Below are 14720 nucleotides of genomic sequence, written 5' to 3' on the forward strand. Positions count from 1 at the left end.
GTCGCCGAACGGATTGGAACGGGCACGGGGCAAACCGTCCGGGCGTCGGCGCCGAACAAGCGCCAGACGAAGGAGCGCAGATGGAACTGATCATCATCGGACTGCTCGGGGGCCTGATCACCGGGATCTCGCCGTGCATCCTGCCCGTGCTGCCGGTCATCTTCCTGACCGGCGGCGCCCAATCGGCACGGTTCGAGGACGACCCGGCGCCGGCACCGCGGTCACGCCCGTACTTCGTCATCCTGGGCCTGGTCACGAGCTTCACGCTTGTGACGCTCGCCGGTTCGCTGATCCTCGGGCTGCTGCACCTGCCGCAGGACGTCATCCGCTGGGTGGGGATCGGAGTGCTCGTCGTGATCGGCGTGGGCCTGATCGTTCCGCGGGTCGAGCAGCTCATCGAACGACCATTCCAGCGCCTCGCGCGGCGCAAGGATGTCGCGAACACCGGCCGGGGCTACGGCGTCGGCCTCGCGCTCGGTGCAGTGTTCGTGCCGTGCGCGGGTCCCGTACTCGCGGCGATCATCGTCGCCGGGTCCACCGGCCGCATCGGCTGGGGCACCGTGCTGCTCACCGCATCCTTCGCCGTCGGCGTTGCGGTGCCGCTTCTCGTGTTCGCCCTCGCCGGACGGGGGCTCACCGAACGCATCCGCGCGTTCCGCTCGCACGAGCACGGGCTGCGCATCGCCGCCGGCATCGCAATGATCGCGCTCGCCGCCGGGTTGGCGTTCAACCTGCCACAGTCGCTGCAGCGGCTGGTGCCCGACTACACCGCCCAACTGCAGCGATCGCTCACCGACAACCCCGGTGCGCAGCGCGCGCTGCAGCTGGGCGGGTTGGTGAACGATGAGAACAAGGACCTCTCCAAGTGCACCGCGAACGCCGACCATCTGCAATCGTGTGGCACCGCCCCATCATTGAAGGGGATCACGGGGTGGCTGAACACCCCGGACGGGGCAGCCGTCGACCTCGCCGACGAGCGCGGGAAGGTCGTGCTCGTCGACTTCTGGGCGTACGCGTGCATCAACTGCCAGCGCAGCATCCCGCACGTCGTCGCCTGGGACGAGGCGTACCGGGACCTGGGACTGGAGGTAATCGGCGTGCACTCGCCGGAGTACGCGTTCGAGAAGGATGCCGGCAACGTCGCCGCCGGGGCGAAGGGCTTCGGCATCACCTACCCCGTCGCCCTCGACGACAACCTCGCGACGTGGACCAACTACCGCAACCGGTACTGGCCGGCGGACTACCTGATCGATGCGACCGGGGCTGTTCGGCACATCGGCTTCGGCGAAGGCGACTACGCGCAGACCGAGCAGATGATCCGGCAGCTGCTGACCGACGCGAACCCCGCAGTGACGCTTCCTGCACCCACGGAGGTCGCCGACCTGACTCCGAAAGCAGGATCCACCACGCCCGAGACGTTCCTCGGGTTCTCCAAGCAGCGCAACTTCGCCGGTTCCGCCTATCCGGACGGCGCCTCGACGTTCCACCTGCCCGGCACGCAGCCTGCCGACACGTTCGCGCTCGACGGGAGCTGGACCATCGGATCGCAATCCGCGACCCCGACGGAGGGAACCGGTCGCATGCGGTTGCGGTACCACGCAGGCACCGTGCGGATGGTGCTCGGCGGCACCGGGACGGTGAAGGTGCGGCAGGACGGCGGATCCTGGCGGGATGTCGACGTCTCGGGCGTGCCGCGCTCATACGCCGTCGTGACCGCAGGTGACCGATCTGACGCGACGCTCGAGGTGCAGGTGCCGGCGGGCGTGGACGTCTATTCGTTCACCTTCGGGTAGCCGGTGCACGGCTGCGGGAGGGCGTGCGGCATGCTGGTGGATATGGTGATCGACGGAATGGACTTGCCGGAAGACGGCGCCGAGCCCGTCGACGTCGCCGGGAACCTCATCCGCCGCGCGGCTGACGGTGACCGCGCCGCCTTCGCCGAACTGTACGACATGCTCTCCGCACGCGTCTTCGGGCTCATCCTGCGGGTGCTCGTCGACCGCGCTCAGAGCGAAGAGGTGCTCCAGGAGGTGTTCCTGGAGGTCTGGCAATCCGCAGGACGGTTCGCTCCGAACAAGGGGCACGGGCGGTCGTGGCTGCTCACCATCGCTCACCGCAGGGCGATCGACCGGGTGCGCTCGTCGCAAGCCAGCAGCGACCGCGACATCCGGGCGGGGTTCCGCGACCTCGCCTCGGCGCCCGCCGGGGTCGCCGAGCAGGTCGAGCTGCGGATCGAGTCGCAGCGCGTGGCGAGTGCGCTGCGGCAGCTGCCGGACAACCAGCGCGAGGCGATCACGCTGGCGTACTACGGGGGATATTCGCAGAGCGAGATCGCGGCCCTGACGGGATCTCCGCTGGGAACGGTGAAGACCCGCATGCGAGATGGATTGACACGACTTCGAGTGGAGATGGGGGTGACACGGTGACCGAAGAAGAGTTCGCGCAGCTCTCGGCCGGCGCCGCTCTCGGCGCGTTGAGCGCCGACGACTTGCGCGCTTATCGCGCGGCCCTGGCCGAGCACCCGGAGTGGGCCGCACAGGCGGATGAAGACGCCGAGGCCGCCGCGGGGCTCGCCGAGGTCGGCGATGAGGTCGCACCTCCCCCCGCGCTGCGGGAGGTCATCCTCGCCCGCATCGACGACGTACCGCAGGGGATCGCAGAGGACGAGCCGACGAGCCCCGTCACCGGCGGTCGCAGTGACCAGCACGGTGCAGCCGCGCCGGGACACCGGCGGCGGGGACGTCGCCGCAGGTGGTTCGCACTCGCGGCATCCCTCGTCCTTCTGGCCGGCATCGGCACCGCGACCGTGATCGTTTCGCAACAGGCGAATCAGCCGGCGGCCGTGGTCGCGCTGAACCGCATCGAGGCCGCTCCCGACGCGCAGCAGGCGACCGCCGATGTCGATGGCGGCGGTCCAGCCACCCTGCACTGGTCAGCGTCGGCCGGAGAGGCGGTTCTGGTCACCGGCGAGCTGCCGCAGCTCACCGACGGCAAGACGTTCGAACTCTGGTACATCCGCGATGAGGCCCCGATCCCCGCCGGCACGTTCGACGCCACCGGCACCACCACCTCGGCCCTCCTGAACGATGGCATGCAACCCGGCGACGTCATCGCCGTCACCGTGGAGCGCGCCGGCGGATCGCCCACCGGAGAGCCTACGACGCAGCCGATCCTTACGATCCCGACCGCCTGAGAGCGCTGATGCACCTCCGGAAGTCGCCGTCCTCCGCGAGATGACAGATTCAGTGGCCGGCGTGCGGATCGTGGGATCCGGCAGGAAGCTGACCGCTGTGCGCCGCGGTGTCAGCCGTAGACAGCGCGGGAGTCACCAGCGCCGCCACGAGGATGGCACCGGCAACCGTGCCGACCGTCGTGGTCCATGACCTGGAGCGTCCCGGTGCCGGGTCCTTCCTCCGTGCGGAGACGCACGCCGCGGCCGTTGCGAGCACGAGAGCTGCCGCGACGGCGACGGGCGCGCAGCCGACGGCGAGCGCGGCGGCCGCCAGCGCGATGCCTCCGACCGCACCGGCCACCTTCGTCCGGGGCACGACGATGCGCCCCGCACGAAGGCTCGCCGCGCCCCACACCAGCTCCCCTGCTCCCAGGAGCAGAAGCAGTACCACGACGACGATCGCCGGCGCGGGAGCACTGCCCGCGACGATCGAGGCTCCGAGAGCGATGTGGACAAGGCCGGCGCCCCAGGCGAAGAGCGCCGGCCACGTGGATGAAAATGCCCGCATGCGTTCAGGCGACCACCGGGCGGCCGCTGTCGCGTTCGGCTCCGAGCCCGACTGCCAGCAGCAGGATCGCGCTCGCCAGATGCAGGAAGTGGTCGAACGTGTTCAGCGCGAGGATGTTGGCCGCCGTGCCGACCAGGAAGAACCCGACGATCCCCAGCAGCAGGTACGCCGCGCCGATCACGGTGTTGGTCACTTTGGCGGCCTTCACCGAGACGAGGCCGAAGATGACGAGCGCCGCGCCGATCAGCAGATGGGCCACGTTGTGCAGCGGGTTCACCATGAAGATGCCCAGCAGCATCCCGCCCTTGGTGGCCAGGAACCCGACTCCGCCGGTGACAGCGAAACCCAGAAGCCCGACGAGCAGGTAGACGGCACCGAAGATCACGGCGATCAGACGGTTGGGTGACGTGCGCATGGTTCTCTCCAATTTCTGCGACGGATGCCGCTCAGTCAGAGATTCGGAGCCTTCCGCAGAATGGATGCCAAGATCACGCGATATGACTGGATGTCAGTCGGGCATAGACGACGATGTTGTCCACGTAGTGGCCGATGCTGTGGTTGAAGTCGCCACCGCACGTGATCAGTCGCAGTTCGGCGCGATCGGTGTTCCCGTAGACCTGCAGCGTGGGGAAGGCATCCTTGGGATATTCGGAGACCCGCTGGGCGGTGAAGACGGCCACGGTTCCGTCCGCTCGCGTGACGGAGATGTGGTCGCCGCGACGGATGTCGCCGAGCCGATAGAACACGGATCGCCCGCTCGGTGCATCAACGTGCCCGAGGATGACTGCCGGGCCCAGCTCACCGGGCGTCGGTGACCCCTTGTACCACCCGGCGGGCTGCGATGTTCCCAGCGGCGGGACCTGCACGCTGCCGTCCTGGTTCTGGCCGAGGGTCATCAAGGAGGAGTCGACGCCGATCGCCGGAATCGTGAGGCGTGTCGGGTGCGACTTGGCCAGGATGGGACCCGTGATCGGTGCCGGAACGGGAGCCGGCGCCGCCGTGGGCGTCACCGAGGGTGTCGGCTGGTGTGCCGGAGACTCCGCAATCGCCGAAGGGCGCGGCGGGGGCGGGTTTCCCCAGATCCCCGCCCCGATCACGACGGTGCCTCCTGCCGCGAGCAGAATCGCCACCGTGGCCGCCACAAGGCGGCCACGGCGGCGATCGTCGGGGATCAGACGCACGTCACTGTTCCCGGATCATCCTGCGCCGCACGTAGAAGGCTCCCCCCGCTGCCAGCAGCAGTCCGCCTCCGATACCCACCAGGCCGAGGTTCGCCCCGGCAGATGTTCCTCCACCGCCGGTCTGTGCGCCACCCTTGGGCATGGCGCCCATCTGGGTGTCCTGCAGGGCACCACACAGTGCAGGCGAGGTCGCCGCCAGTGGAAGCGTGGGAACGAGGTTGCTCTTCTCACCCTGTGCCTTCTCGCTCAGCGTGCTCGGATCGAGGCCGTGGACGACCACAACGGCGGTCCCCGCCTGGAGCGCGGCGACCGTGTCGGCATTCATCGTGAAGGTGCGGTCGTAGGTGTAGCTGTCACCCTGGCCCGCGACCTTCAGGTCCGTGGCCGCCGACTTGTCGGTGGCGCCGCTGGTCGACAGCGTCGTTCCGATCATCCCGTAAGCCGGCTGTCCCTCGACCGTATCGACGACGTCGTCGCCGTTCTTGTCAGCCGAGGGCGCGGGACACGTCCCCTGCCCACCGATGTGGATGTGCTGAACGTGCGGATACGGATCGCCGTCGAACGTCTCGGCGAGGCCACTGACCTTCATCGTCACGGTCGCCTTGTCCCCGGTTCCGGTGATCATCACCGTTCCGGTCGCATTGCTGTTGTTCATCTCGCCCAGTTCGGCCTGATACGACCAACTGTCCGAATCGGCAGCCATGGCCGGGGCCGCCGCCAAGAGCGCACTCCCCAAGCCCAGCGCCGGCACGAGCAGAATAGCGGCCTTCTTCATCTTCATCGTCAGACTCCTTCTGATCGACTTCTGTGTGCCGAATTCGGCCCACAATGACTGCTTCGAAGCGATGGCGGAATCGGATGGGTGACATCCCGCTAAGACCCAGCGCTCTCGACAGCGCTGGCCGGGCACACCGGAAGAAACGGTTGCAGAAGTGCCCCCGCTGGGACTCGAACCCAGACTGCGGCGATTTTAAGTCGCCTGCCTCTGCCGATTGGGCTACGGGGGCGCGTGCTCAGGCTACCGGGCACGCAGCGCGCTCCGGCGCACGCCGAATGCACGAGACCCCCGCACCGGTCACCGGCACGGGGGTCTGGAGCGCGGAGCGCTCAGGCCGAAGCCGAGGCCTTCTTGGCGGCGGCATCCTTCTTCGGCGCAGCGTCCTTCTTCGGAGCGGAGTCCTTCGCCGGTGCGGCCTCGGCCGGCTGCGGCGGACGCGGACGGGCCGCGAACTTCTCGAATCCGGCGCGCGGGGTCTGCAGCGCCTGCAGGCTCACGAGGTCTCGACCGAGCCACAGGTTGTTCCACCAGCCCCACAGGACCCGCCACTTGCGCTCCCAGGTCGGCATGGCCAGACCGTGGTAGCCGCGGTGCGCGACCCAGGCGACGAACCCCTTCAGGGCGAAGTTGCCGGACTGGAAGACGCCGTCGTACAGCCCGAGGCCGGCGACTGCGCCGAGGTTCTTGTGGAAGTACTCCTTCGGAACCTCGCCGCGCAGCACCGCGACGATGTTCTTGGCCATGAGCTTGGCCTGCCGCACGGCATGCTGCGCGTTGGGCACGCAGTACCCGCCTACTCCGCCTCCGCTGAGGTCGGGCACAGCGGCCACGTCGCCGGCGGCCCAGGCGCCCTCGACTGCCTCCTCGGGCGTGCCCACGCGCAGGTCGGCGCGGGTGCGGATGCGCCCGCGCTCCTCGACCGGCAGGTCGCCGCCGCGCACGACGACGGGGTTGGCCATCACGCCGGCCGTCCACACGATGAGGTCCGACGGCAGAGTCTCGCCGGTGGACAGCTCGACGTTGCCGTCGATCGCGCTGGTCACCTGGGTGTCCAGGTGCACGTATGCGCCGCGCTTGGCGAGGTCCTTCAGCACCCACTCGCTGGTCTTCAGCGACACCTCGGGCATGATCCGGCCCATCGCCTCGATCAGGTGGAAGTGGGTGTCGTCGAAGGAGAGCTGCGGGTAGTACTCGAGCAGACCGGAGGCCAGCGAGCGCAGCTCGCCGAACGCCTCGATGCCGGCGAATCCGCCGCCCACGACGATGACCGTCAGCAGTCGATCGCGCTCGGGGCCGGCCGGCATCGCGGCGGCACGGTCGAAGTTCGACATCAGCCGGTCGCGCACGTAGACGGCCTCTTCGATCGACTTCAGGCCGATCGCGTTGTCGGCGATGCCCGGGATCGGGAAGGTGCGTGAGACCGCACCGGCGGTGACGACGATCTGGTCGTACGCGTGCTCCCAGGTCTGGCCGTCCGGCCCGGTGATGGTGGCGGTCTTGCTCGCGTGGTCGATTCCGGTCACCGAGGCCGTGATCACCGTGGTGTGCTCCAGGTGGCGGCGGTGGGCGACGACGGCCTCGCGTGGCTCGATCGAGCCGGCGGCCACCTCGGGCAGGAACGGCTGGTACGTCAGATACGGCAGCGGGTCGACCATCGTGACCTCTGCCTCGCCCTTGCGGAGGTGCTTCTCGAGCTTCCAGGCGGTGTAGAAGCCGGCGTACCCCCCGCCGACGATGAGGATCCGGGGGACAGAGGTCACGGCGGTGTTCACGGTGTGGAGAACTCCTAGAGGATCAGCGGCGGGGCGTGCGAGTGGCGCGCGCCGAACGGATGCGTCGGGCAGCTGCGGTGACGCCGAGCGCTACAAGTATAGCGGGCAGTGTCAGCGCGATCAGCGGGACGCTTCCGTACAGAACCCGTTCCCGGCTGGGCACCAGCGGTGAGACGGCGCGCGTGACCGCATCCGCACGCGGAAGCGGGGTGACCGCGACCGGCGTCTCGCTGGGCTGCGGCTGGTCGGCGACGGGGGCACGGCGATACACGCGGATCCAGTCCTTGAGGTCGCCCATCGGGTTCTCCGACACCTGCGGGACGCGGGCGGCGACCGCGGCCGCGGCATCCACCAGCCCGAATCCGTAGAGCGGGCTGGGCAGACTCGTCACCCCCGGCGGGCGGCTGGCGGTCTTGATGATCCGCTCGATCACGTTCGCGGCGTCCAGGTCCGGATGCGCGGCGCGCACGAGCGCGACCACCCCGGCGACGATCGGCGCGGCGCCGCTGGTGCCCTTCCACGTCACCAGCTGCCCATCCGCCGACACCCCGAGCAGGCCCTCGCTGGCCGCGGACACGCCGATCGTGATGCCCTGAGTGGATGCCTCGACGCTGGCGTGGCCGGACGGGTCCACGCCGGCGACGGTGAGCACTCCCGGGATCGTGGCGGGGGCGCCCACCCGCGTCGTCCCGTTGCCGCGGTTGCCGGCGGCCACGACGACGACCACATCGTGGTCGAACGCGTACTCGAACGCGTCGTCCCAGCTGCGATCCCAGTCCAGGGTGTTGGTGGTGAACGACAGGTTGATGACATCCGCCCCGTGATCGACCGCCCATCGCATCGCCTTGGCGACCTGTTCGGCGAACGGGACCTGTGAGCTCGCCCCGAAGCCGACCGAGATCGACAGCAGATCCGCCTCGGGCGCGACGCCGATCATCGCGTCCTCATCGCCGTCGTCACGCGCGGCCGCCAGCGAGGCCACCCAGCTGCCGTGGTTCGGATCCACCGCCCCCACGGCGGTGCGTCCGTCGGCGCTGCCCGCACCCGAGACATCGGTGCCGTCCACGACGGCCGGGTCGAGCTGCGGGCCATGCCCCACACCGGTGTCGATGATGGCGATCCGCTCCCCCGCCCCGCGCGTGGTCTTCCACGCGCGCTCGATGCCGTAGTCGCTCAGCCAGTACTCCTGCGAGCGGATCGTGGGCTCTGGTGTCTCGCTCGGCTCCGGGGCCGGGACGGCTGCGGCGGTGCCCGCGAATACGACGAACGCGCCCGCCAGCACGACGATCAGCAGGCGCTTCACCCGCGGTCCCCCGCGCGTCCCGCCGCGGCCGACAGCAGAGGCCCCGGCTGCGCGCAGGCGCAGCGCTCGGGCGACCAGCCGGAGCGGGCAAGCGCCGCATCCCCGATCGGGTTGACGCCCGGTCCGGCCGCGAGAGCGTGTCCGGAAAGCGCGTGCAGGCACTTGACCCGGGTGGGCATGCCGCCGGCCGACACGCCGTCGATCTCGGGCACCTCGCCGTACACGGCGCGATCCGCCAGGTACGCGGCGTGCGCCCGGCGGTAGGCGTCGGCGACCTCGTCGTCGTCGAGCAGTTCGGCCAGCTCGGGCATCTCGTGCTCGGCCTCCAGTCGCGACATCGCGGCCGTGGCGGCCGGGTGGGTGAGGTAGTAGAACGTCGGGAACGGGGTCCCGTCCGGCAGTCGCGGTGCGGTGGCCACCACCGTGGGGTTGCCGCACACGCATCGGGCCGCCACCCCGACCACACCGCGCGCGGGACGACCGAGCTGGGCGCGCAGCACGGCGAGATCGGTGTCGGTCACGGCGTCGAAGGGCGGGGTCGTCACGTCTCCCAGGCTATCGGCGCCCGCTGGGACGGCGCTGATCGGGACGGCGCTGATGGAGACGGCGCTGATGGGGATGCCGCCTCAGTGCGAGTCCTGCGGCCCGACGGCGGTCCGCGCCAATCCGGCCTGCGCGACCGAGCGCACCAGCTGCGACATCCAATCGGTGTCGGTCGCTTCGACGGCGTCGCTGACCGGCGCCTTCTCGCGTGGGATGTCGGAGGTGGGCAGATCGTCGTCGACGAGGTAGACCACCTCGCCCGGCTTGACGTAGTACAGCCGCTCCCGCGCCTGCGCGGTGATGTAGGCCGGGTCCTTGTACCGCTCACGCTGGCGCTGCAGGTCGGCGACCTCGTCCTTGGTGAGCTGGACCGACTCGCGCAGGGCGGCGATCTGCTGGCGCTGGCCGACCGCGGTGCTGATCGTCGGCACGAGCACGAATACGGCGAGCACCACCAGTCCGAGCATGATCACGGTGAAGCCGGACAGGCGGGATCCCGCCATCCAGCCGCGCACGTCGACGCGGCGCCGTGCGGCGGCCGTCTCTTCCCGTGCCGGCGCCGGGCGGGAAGCAGAGGAGAGGGGGGCGGGTCTCTTGGCCACGACTCCCCCTCTCGTTCGCGTCGCCGTCAGCTGGTGAAGCGCGGGAAGGCTGCGCGGCCGATGAACTCCGCCGCATCGCCCAGCTCTTCCTCGATGCGCAGAAGCTGATTGTATTTCGCCACACGCTCGCTGCGGGCGGGCGCGCCGGACTTGATCTGACCCGCGTTGACGGCGACCACGAGATCGGCGATGGTGGTGTCCTCGGTCTCGCCGGACCGGTGCGAGAACATCGCCGTGTATCCGGAGCGATGGGCCAGGTCGACGGCATCAAGGGTCTCGGAGAGCGTGCCGATCTGGTTCACCTTCACCAGCAGTGAGTTGGCCACCCCCAGGCCGATGCCCTTCGCCAGGCGCTCGGGGTTGGTGACGAACAGGTCGTCGCCGACCAGCTGCGTCTTCCCGCCGAGCCGGTCGGTGAGCAGCTTCCAGTCGTCCCACGCGTCCTCGGCCAGGGCGTCCTCGATCGTGACGATCGGGTAGGCGTCCACCAGATCGGCGTAGTAGTCGATCAGCTCCGGGCCGGTCCAGTCCTTCTGGTCGAGGCGGTACACCCCGTTGTCGTAGAACTCGGTGGCCGCGGCATCCAGCCCCAGCGCGATATCTCGCCCGGGCGTGAAGCCGGCCTTCTCGATGGCCGTGATCAGGAAGTCGAGGCCCTCGCGGTTGTTGGGCAGGTCGGGGGCGAAGCCGCCCTCGTCGCCGAGGCCGGTGGCGAACCCGGCCGCCTTCAGCTCGCCCTTCAGGACGTGGTAGGTTTCGGTGCCCCAGCGCAGCGCCTCGGAGAAGTCGGCGGCGCCGATCGGGGCGAGGAAGAACTCCTGCATGTCGATGCCGTTGTCGGCGTGCGCGCCGCCGTTGATGACGTTGAACAGCGGCACCGGCAGCACGTGCGCGTTCGGGCCGCCCAGGTAGCGGAACAGCGGCAGATCGGCACTGTCGGCGGCGGCCTTGGCCACGGCCAGGCTCACGCCGAGGATGGCGTTGGCGCCGGTGCGCGACTTGTTCTCGGTGCCGTCGGTCGAGATGAGGATCTCATCGACGATGCGCTGCTCGCTGGCCTCGGTGCCCTCCACCGCGGGGCCGAGCTCGTCGATCACCGCGGCGACGGCCTTGCGCACGCCCTTGCCGCCGTACCGGCCCTTGTCGCCGTCACGCAGCTCGTACGCCTCGAACGCGCCGGTGGAGGCGCCGGACGGGACGGCCGCGCGCTGGACGATGCCGTCGTCCAGCAGCACCTCCACCTCGACGGTCGGGTTTCCGCGCGAATCCAGGATCTCGCGCGCGTTCACAGCCTCGATAAGTGCCACAGGGACTCCTTGCATGATGGGAGGTGCAATCTCGGAGCATCGTCGGTCCGAGGTCGAGTCTAGCGAGGCGGTGCAGGTCACCCCAGGCTGGCGCGCACCTTCTCGACCACCGCGGCGATGCGGCGCTCGCGGGTGGCCTGCTGCTTGGCCTCGACGACCGAGCGCACGTGCTCCTTGCGGTGGGTGAAGGCCAGGGCATCGAAGCCGGCGCGCAGCGCGGGGTCGGCATCCAGCGCCGCGGCGAGGTCGTCGGGCACCTCGACGACGCGGTCCGCGGTGTCCAGTTCGATGACCGCATCCACCGTCTGGCCGATCTCGACGCCGAGCTCGGCCCGCGCGGCCTTCGACATGCCGATCAGGTTGTGCCCGCCCATCACGCCGAGTCGGAGCAGGGCCGTGCGCCCGCCGATGGTGACCCGCACGGCGGCACGCCGGCCGCCGCCGAGCTCCTCGACCTGCTCGTCGGTCAGTTCGATCGCGGTCGCCGGTCCGTGCGGTTCCAGCACGGTGTTCAGATGCAGAGCCATGCTCCGATCCTCTCCCGAACCAGCGGTGTCTGTCACCCCATCGGCGGCTGCGGGCGGCCGGGGGCGGATGCCGCTCGCTCGCGCAGCGCGTTCAGCAGCCCAGCGGCGGTGGCGGCATCGTCGACGGTGACCACGAACACCCGGCCCCCGCCGTGGACCACCTGCAGCGCCTGGCCGGTGCGCAGCACGATGCCCCGGCGCCCGTCGACGGCGATCCGCCAGCCCCATCCGCCGAACTCGGCGAACGGCGAGACGGTGACGACCTCGGCCTTCTCGATGCTCTCCAGCCGGATGCGGGTGGTCGGCCAGCCGAGGACCGAGCGCACGCGCAGCCCCTCCGCCGACACGCGCACCCGGAACGCCACGCCGGCCGCGGCGGCCACGATCAGCAGGAGCGTCGTGCCGATCATGATCCACATCGCGCGCGGATCGCCGATGGCCACGACGGCGGCCGTGCCGATCAGCATCAGGACGAGGGCGATGCCGAGGACGATCTGCCCGCTGCGGGCCATCGCCACGCTCCCGTACCACACGGCCCGCTCGTCTCCGGCCAGCGGCAGGGGTGCGGCATCCGTGTCCGCGCCCGCCGGGCCCGCGGGGACGGCGGGCTGCAGGAACCAGCCGAGCACACCGAGGGCGAGCATGAGACCGAGTCCGGCGAAGACCCACGGCGTGATGTCGGGCGCGTCGGCGGCATCGGCGAGCCCGCGCTGCACGCCGACGCTCACCAGCGTGGTCACCGACATCATGCCGGACAGGCCCAGGCTCAGGGCGCCGAGGAAGCGCGCGGTCGGCGACCACTGCGGCCCGTCCGGGGAGCGGGGCGGAATCCGGTGCGAGAGGAGCACCAGCACCGCGATCAGCACGATGGCGACCGCCGGAACGCCGAATCCGATCGCCGGGTACGTCCATGCCGGGCCGAAGCCGTCCGGCGCCGCTCCGCCCGACCAGTGCGTGGCCGCCGGGTCGGGCAGCTGGGGCAGCCAGATCAGGACCACCAGGGTGGACAGCACCGTGATCACCGCGGGCAGCACCACCCCCACCCAGATGAAGGCACGGCGGGCGCGGCGGATCTCGGGGGTCATAGGCGGGTCTCCTTCACGAGGGCGGCAAGGGTGGTCGGCGACAGTCCGAGGGCGACGCCCCGGACCACGAGGGCGCGGATGTCGTCGGCGAGTTCGGCCAGCGGCGCGGCGGCATCGGTGACCAGCACGCCGCGCCCGCGCCGGATGTCGACCAGCCCCTCGTCGCGCAGCAGCTGGTAGGCGCGCAGCACCGTGTGCACGTTGACCCGGAGGGATGCCGCGACCTCGCGCGCGGCGGGGAGCCGGTCGCCGGCGCGCAGCCGGCCGGCGGCGATCTCTGCGCGCACGGACGCGGCGACCTGATCGAACAGAGCCGCGTCGCTGGCGGGGTCGATGCGGATGAGCACCGCATTATTCTATTACAGCTAGAACAACCGCGCACGCACGAAGTGCGAGCGGCCGGCGGATCCGGCACACTGGCGACCATGACCCCGCGACGCCTCGCCCTGATCATGAGCCTGTGGATCCCCAACCTGTGCAGCGGCATCCGCGTGCGCCGGTTCGCGGATGACTGGACCAGCGCCACGGTCGAGCTGCACGTGAACCCGATCACCCGCAACTACGTGAAGACCGCGTTCGGCGGATCGATGTCGGCGATGACCGACCCGTACTTCTTCATGCTCGTGATGCACCAGATCGGCCGCGACTACGTGGTCTGGGACACGAAGGGCGAGATCGAGTTCCGAAAGCCCGGCCGCGGCGTGCTCACCGCCCGGTTCGAGGTGCCGCCGGCCAAGATCGCCGAACTGCGTGAGCGGGCGCACGGCGGCGCCAAGGTGCTGGAGTGGTTCGAGACCGACATCACCGACGCCGAAGGCGACGTGGTCGCCCACGTGCGCCGCGAGGTGTACGTGCGCGAGAAGCGCCGGGTCACCGAGGCGCGATCCTAGCTCGGGGACCGATCGCATCGGTAGCGCGAGGCCGTGAACCCGAGCACCCTGCGGAAGTCGCTGGCCAGGTGCGCCTGATCGGCGTAGCCGAGTTCCGCGGCGATCCCGGCCAGCGGCTCGTCCGGATGCTCGCGCACCCGCCAGCCGCGCCTCACTTGTGCGGGCGCCCACCTGTTCGTTCAGCCAGGCACCCAGGCGAGCGGATGCTGCGGCCGCCCCACCCGGCATGACGGCGCGGATGCGCGCCACCAGTTCCGGAGCCGCGACCGCGATGGAGCCGTCGACCAGGCGCACGGGCTCCGCAGCGAGGGCTGCCAGCGCCGCCGGCCGCAGCAGCGCGCCCACCGCCCAGGCCGTGCCGGTGAGGACCCGTTCGGTGCGGCGGGTGGCGGCGCCCCACAGCCGGACGTCGTCCGGGCTGACCACCAGATTGGCCGCCGGGTAGGCGAGCACCTCCTGCGTCGATGCGGCGCCGGGCGGCAGATCCCACTCCGGCACCCAGAACCAGGCCACCAGGTCGGCCGCCTCGACCTCCGGACGGCCGGCCGCACACGGCGACCAGCATCACCCCGTTCCTGGCCATCCGCAATGCGCGAGGTGCGCTGGAGTTCTACCGCGACGTGCTCGGCGCCCGGGTGACCGATGTCACCGAGTCCGACGGCGTAGTCGCCCACGCCGGCCTGGACTTCGGACTGGGGCTGCTGCAGATCGGCGAGCCGTCGCCGGCGTACGATCTCGTGCCGGCACCCGACGGGAACGGCAGCTGCTATTCGATCGGGCTGTACGTCGCGGACGTGGATGCCGTCGTCTCGCGGGCGGCGGCGGCCGGCGCCACGGTCCGGGAGGCGCCGTCCACGTTCGTCTCCGGCGATCGGTACGCCAGCATCCGCGATCCGTTCGGCGTGCGCTGGTCGCTGATGACCCGGGTGGAGGATCTGTCCGAAGCCGAGAGTGTCGCGCGGGTGGCGGAGTGGGCCGCTCAGCAGGGCTGA

The 14720-nt window shown here is 70.4% G+C and carries 17 protein-coding genes, 1 tRNA gene and 2 pseudogenes; 5 read left to right on the forward strand and 15 right to left on the reverse strand.

Annotation, left to right across the window (positions count from 1 at the left end; all coding sequences use genetic code 11):
* The first annotated feature begins 80 nt into the window (after positions 1-80).
* The 3 genes from AC0L6F_RS04105 to AC0L6F_RS04115 are packed head-to-tail and all read left to right on the forward strand — an operon-like array spanning position 81 to position 3193.
* Positions 81-1793, forward strand: a complete 1713-nt coding sequence (locus AC0L6F_RS04105; protein WP_473539257.1) for a cytochrome c biogenesis protein DipZ — start codon at positions 81-83, stop codon at positions 1791-1793.
* Between the two features lie 30 nt (positions 1794-1823).
* Positions 1824-2426, forward strand: coding sequence for an ECF RNA polymerase sigma factor SigK (gene sigK / locus AC0L6F_RS04110; RefSeq protein ID WP_473539258.1), 603 nt, complete (start codon positions 1824-1826; stop codon positions 2424-2426).
* Complete coding sequence (locus AC0L6F_RS04115) at positions 2423-3193, forward strand: anti-sigma factor (RefSeq protein ID WP_473539259.1); 771 nt, start codon at positions 2423-2425, stop codon at positions 3191-3193. The genes sigK and AC0L6F_RS04115 overlap by 4 nt, the downstream gene beginning before the upstream one ends.
* A gap of 49 nt (positions 3194-3242) precedes the next feature.
* On the opposite strand, the gene AC0L6F_RS04120 is transcribed toward AC0L6F_RS04115, so the two are convergent.
* The 13 genes from AC0L6F_RS04120 to AC0L6F_RS04180 all read right to left on the reverse strand — a co-directional run bounded on the left by AC0L6F_RS04120 (position 3243) and on the right by AC0L6F_RS04180 (position 13185).
* Positions 3243-3740, reverse strand: a complete 498-nt coding sequence (locus tag AC0L6F_RS04120; protein WP_259612192.1) for a hypothetical protein — start codon at positions 3738-3740, stop codon at positions 3243-3245.
* 4 nt (positions 3741-3744) lie between these two features.
* The gene (locus tag AC0L6F_RS04125) at positions 3745-4155 is read right to left on the reverse strand and encodes a DUF4383 domain-containing protein (protein WP_259612193.1); all 411 of its coding nucleotides are present in this window, start codon (positions 4153-4155) and stop codon (positions 3745-3747) included.
* A 73-nt stretch (positions 4156-4228) separates the two neighbouring features.
* Positions 4229-4921 (reverse strand): class F sortase, encoded by a 693-nt coding sequence (locus tag AC0L6F_RS04130; RefSeq protein ID WP_473539260.1) that lies wholly within the window; start codon positions 4919-4921, stop codon positions 4229-4231.
* Position 4922: 1 nt separating this feature from the next.
* Positions 4923-5702: a hypothetical protein gene (locus AC0L6F_RS04135; RefSeq protein WP_473539262.1), complete on the reverse strand. Its 780-nt coding sequence runs from the start codon at positions 5700-5702 to the stop codon at positions 4923-4925.
* Between the two features lie 152 nt (positions 5703-5854).
* A tRNA-Leu gene (locus AC0L6F_RS04140) sits at positions 5855-5928 on the reverse strand.
* Between the two features lie 100 nt (positions 5929-6028).
* Positions 6029-7459 (reverse strand): NAD(P)/FAD-dependent oxidoreductase, encoded by a 1431-nt coding sequence (locus tag AC0L6F_RS04145; RefSeq protein ID WP_473539264.1) that lies wholly within the window; start codon positions 7457-7459, stop codon positions 6029-6031.
* Positions 7460-7493: 34 nt separating this feature from the next.
* Positions 7494-8765, reverse strand: coding sequence for a S8 family serine peptidase (locus AC0L6F_RS04150; protein WP_473539946.1), 1272 nt, complete (start codon positions 8763-8765; stop codon positions 7494-7496).
* 5 nt (positions 8766-8770) lie between these two features.
* Positions 8771-9319, reverse strand: a complete 549-nt coding sequence (locus AC0L6F_RS04155; RefSeq protein ID WP_473539265.1) for a DUF501 domain-containing protein — start codon at positions 9317-9319, stop codon at positions 8771-8773.
* 81 nt (positions 9320-9400) lie between these two features.
* The gene (locus AC0L6F_RS04160; RefSeq protein WP_259612196.1) at positions 9401-9919 is read right to left on the reverse strand and encodes an FtsB family cell division protein; all 519 of its coding nucleotides are present in this window, start codon (positions 9917-9919) and stop codon (positions 9401-9403) included.
* 26 nt (positions 9920-9945) lie between these two features.
* A complete protein-coding gene (eno, locus tag AC0L6F_RS04165; RefSeq protein WP_473539266.1) occupies positions 9946-11226 on the reverse strand; it encodes a phosphopyruvate hydratase in 1281 nt (426 codons plus the stop codon).
* Between the two features lie 77 nt (positions 11227-11303).
* Complete coding sequence (locus AC0L6F_RS04170) at positions 11304-11753, reverse strand: YdeI/OmpD-associated family protein (RefSeq protein ID WP_473539267.1); 450 nt, start codon at positions 11751-11753, stop codon at positions 11304-11306.
* A 32-nt stretch (positions 11754-11785) separates the two neighbouring features.
* Positions 11786-12838, reverse strand: coding sequence for an SdpI family protein (locus AC0L6F_RS04175; protein ID WP_473539268.1), 1053 nt, complete (start codon positions 12836-12838; stop codon positions 11786-11788).
* Positions 12835-13185: a GntR family transcriptional regulator gene (locus AC0L6F_RS04180; protein WP_259612199.1), complete on the reverse strand. Its 351-nt coding sequence runs from the start codon at positions 13183-13185 to the stop codon at positions 12835-12837. Before AC0L6F_RS04180 ends, AC0L6F_RS04175 begins: the two co-directional genes overlap by 4 nt.
* 78 nt (positions 13186-13263) lie before the next feature.
* On the opposite strand from AC0L6F_RS04180, the gene AC0L6F_RS04185 reads away from it, so the two are divergent.
* On the forward strand, positions 13264-13728 hold the full coding sequence (locus AC0L6F_RS04185) for a DUF4442 domain-containing protein (protein WP_274638010.1): 465 nt from the start codon (positions 13264-13266) through the stop codon (positions 13726-13728).
* Here the strand turns inward: AC0L6F_RS04185 and AC0L6F_RS04190 are convergent.
* The gene (locus tag AC0L6F_RS04190) at positions 13725-13883 is read right to left on the reverse strand and encodes an AraC family transcriptional regulator (RefSeq protein WP_354002982.1); all 159 of its coding nucleotides are present in this window, start codon (positions 13881-13883) and stop codon (positions 13725-13727) included. The genes AC0L6F_RS04185 and AC0L6F_RS04190 overlap by 4 nt on opposite strands.
* Positions 13884-14076: 193 nt before the next feature.
* Positions 14077-14241 (reverse strand): annotated as a pseudogene (locus tag AC0L6F_RS04195) (DUF6597 domain-containing transcriptional factor); the annotation flags it as partial.
* Positions 14242-14267: 26 nt separating this feature from the next.
* Between AC0L6F_RS04195 and AC0L6F_RS04200 the strand changes: the two are divergent.
* A pseudogene (locus tag AC0L6F_RS04200) lies at positions 14268-14720 on the forward strand (VOC family protein); the annotation flags it as partial.

Source organism: Microbacterium sp. G2-16M (genome assembly GCF_055809115.1).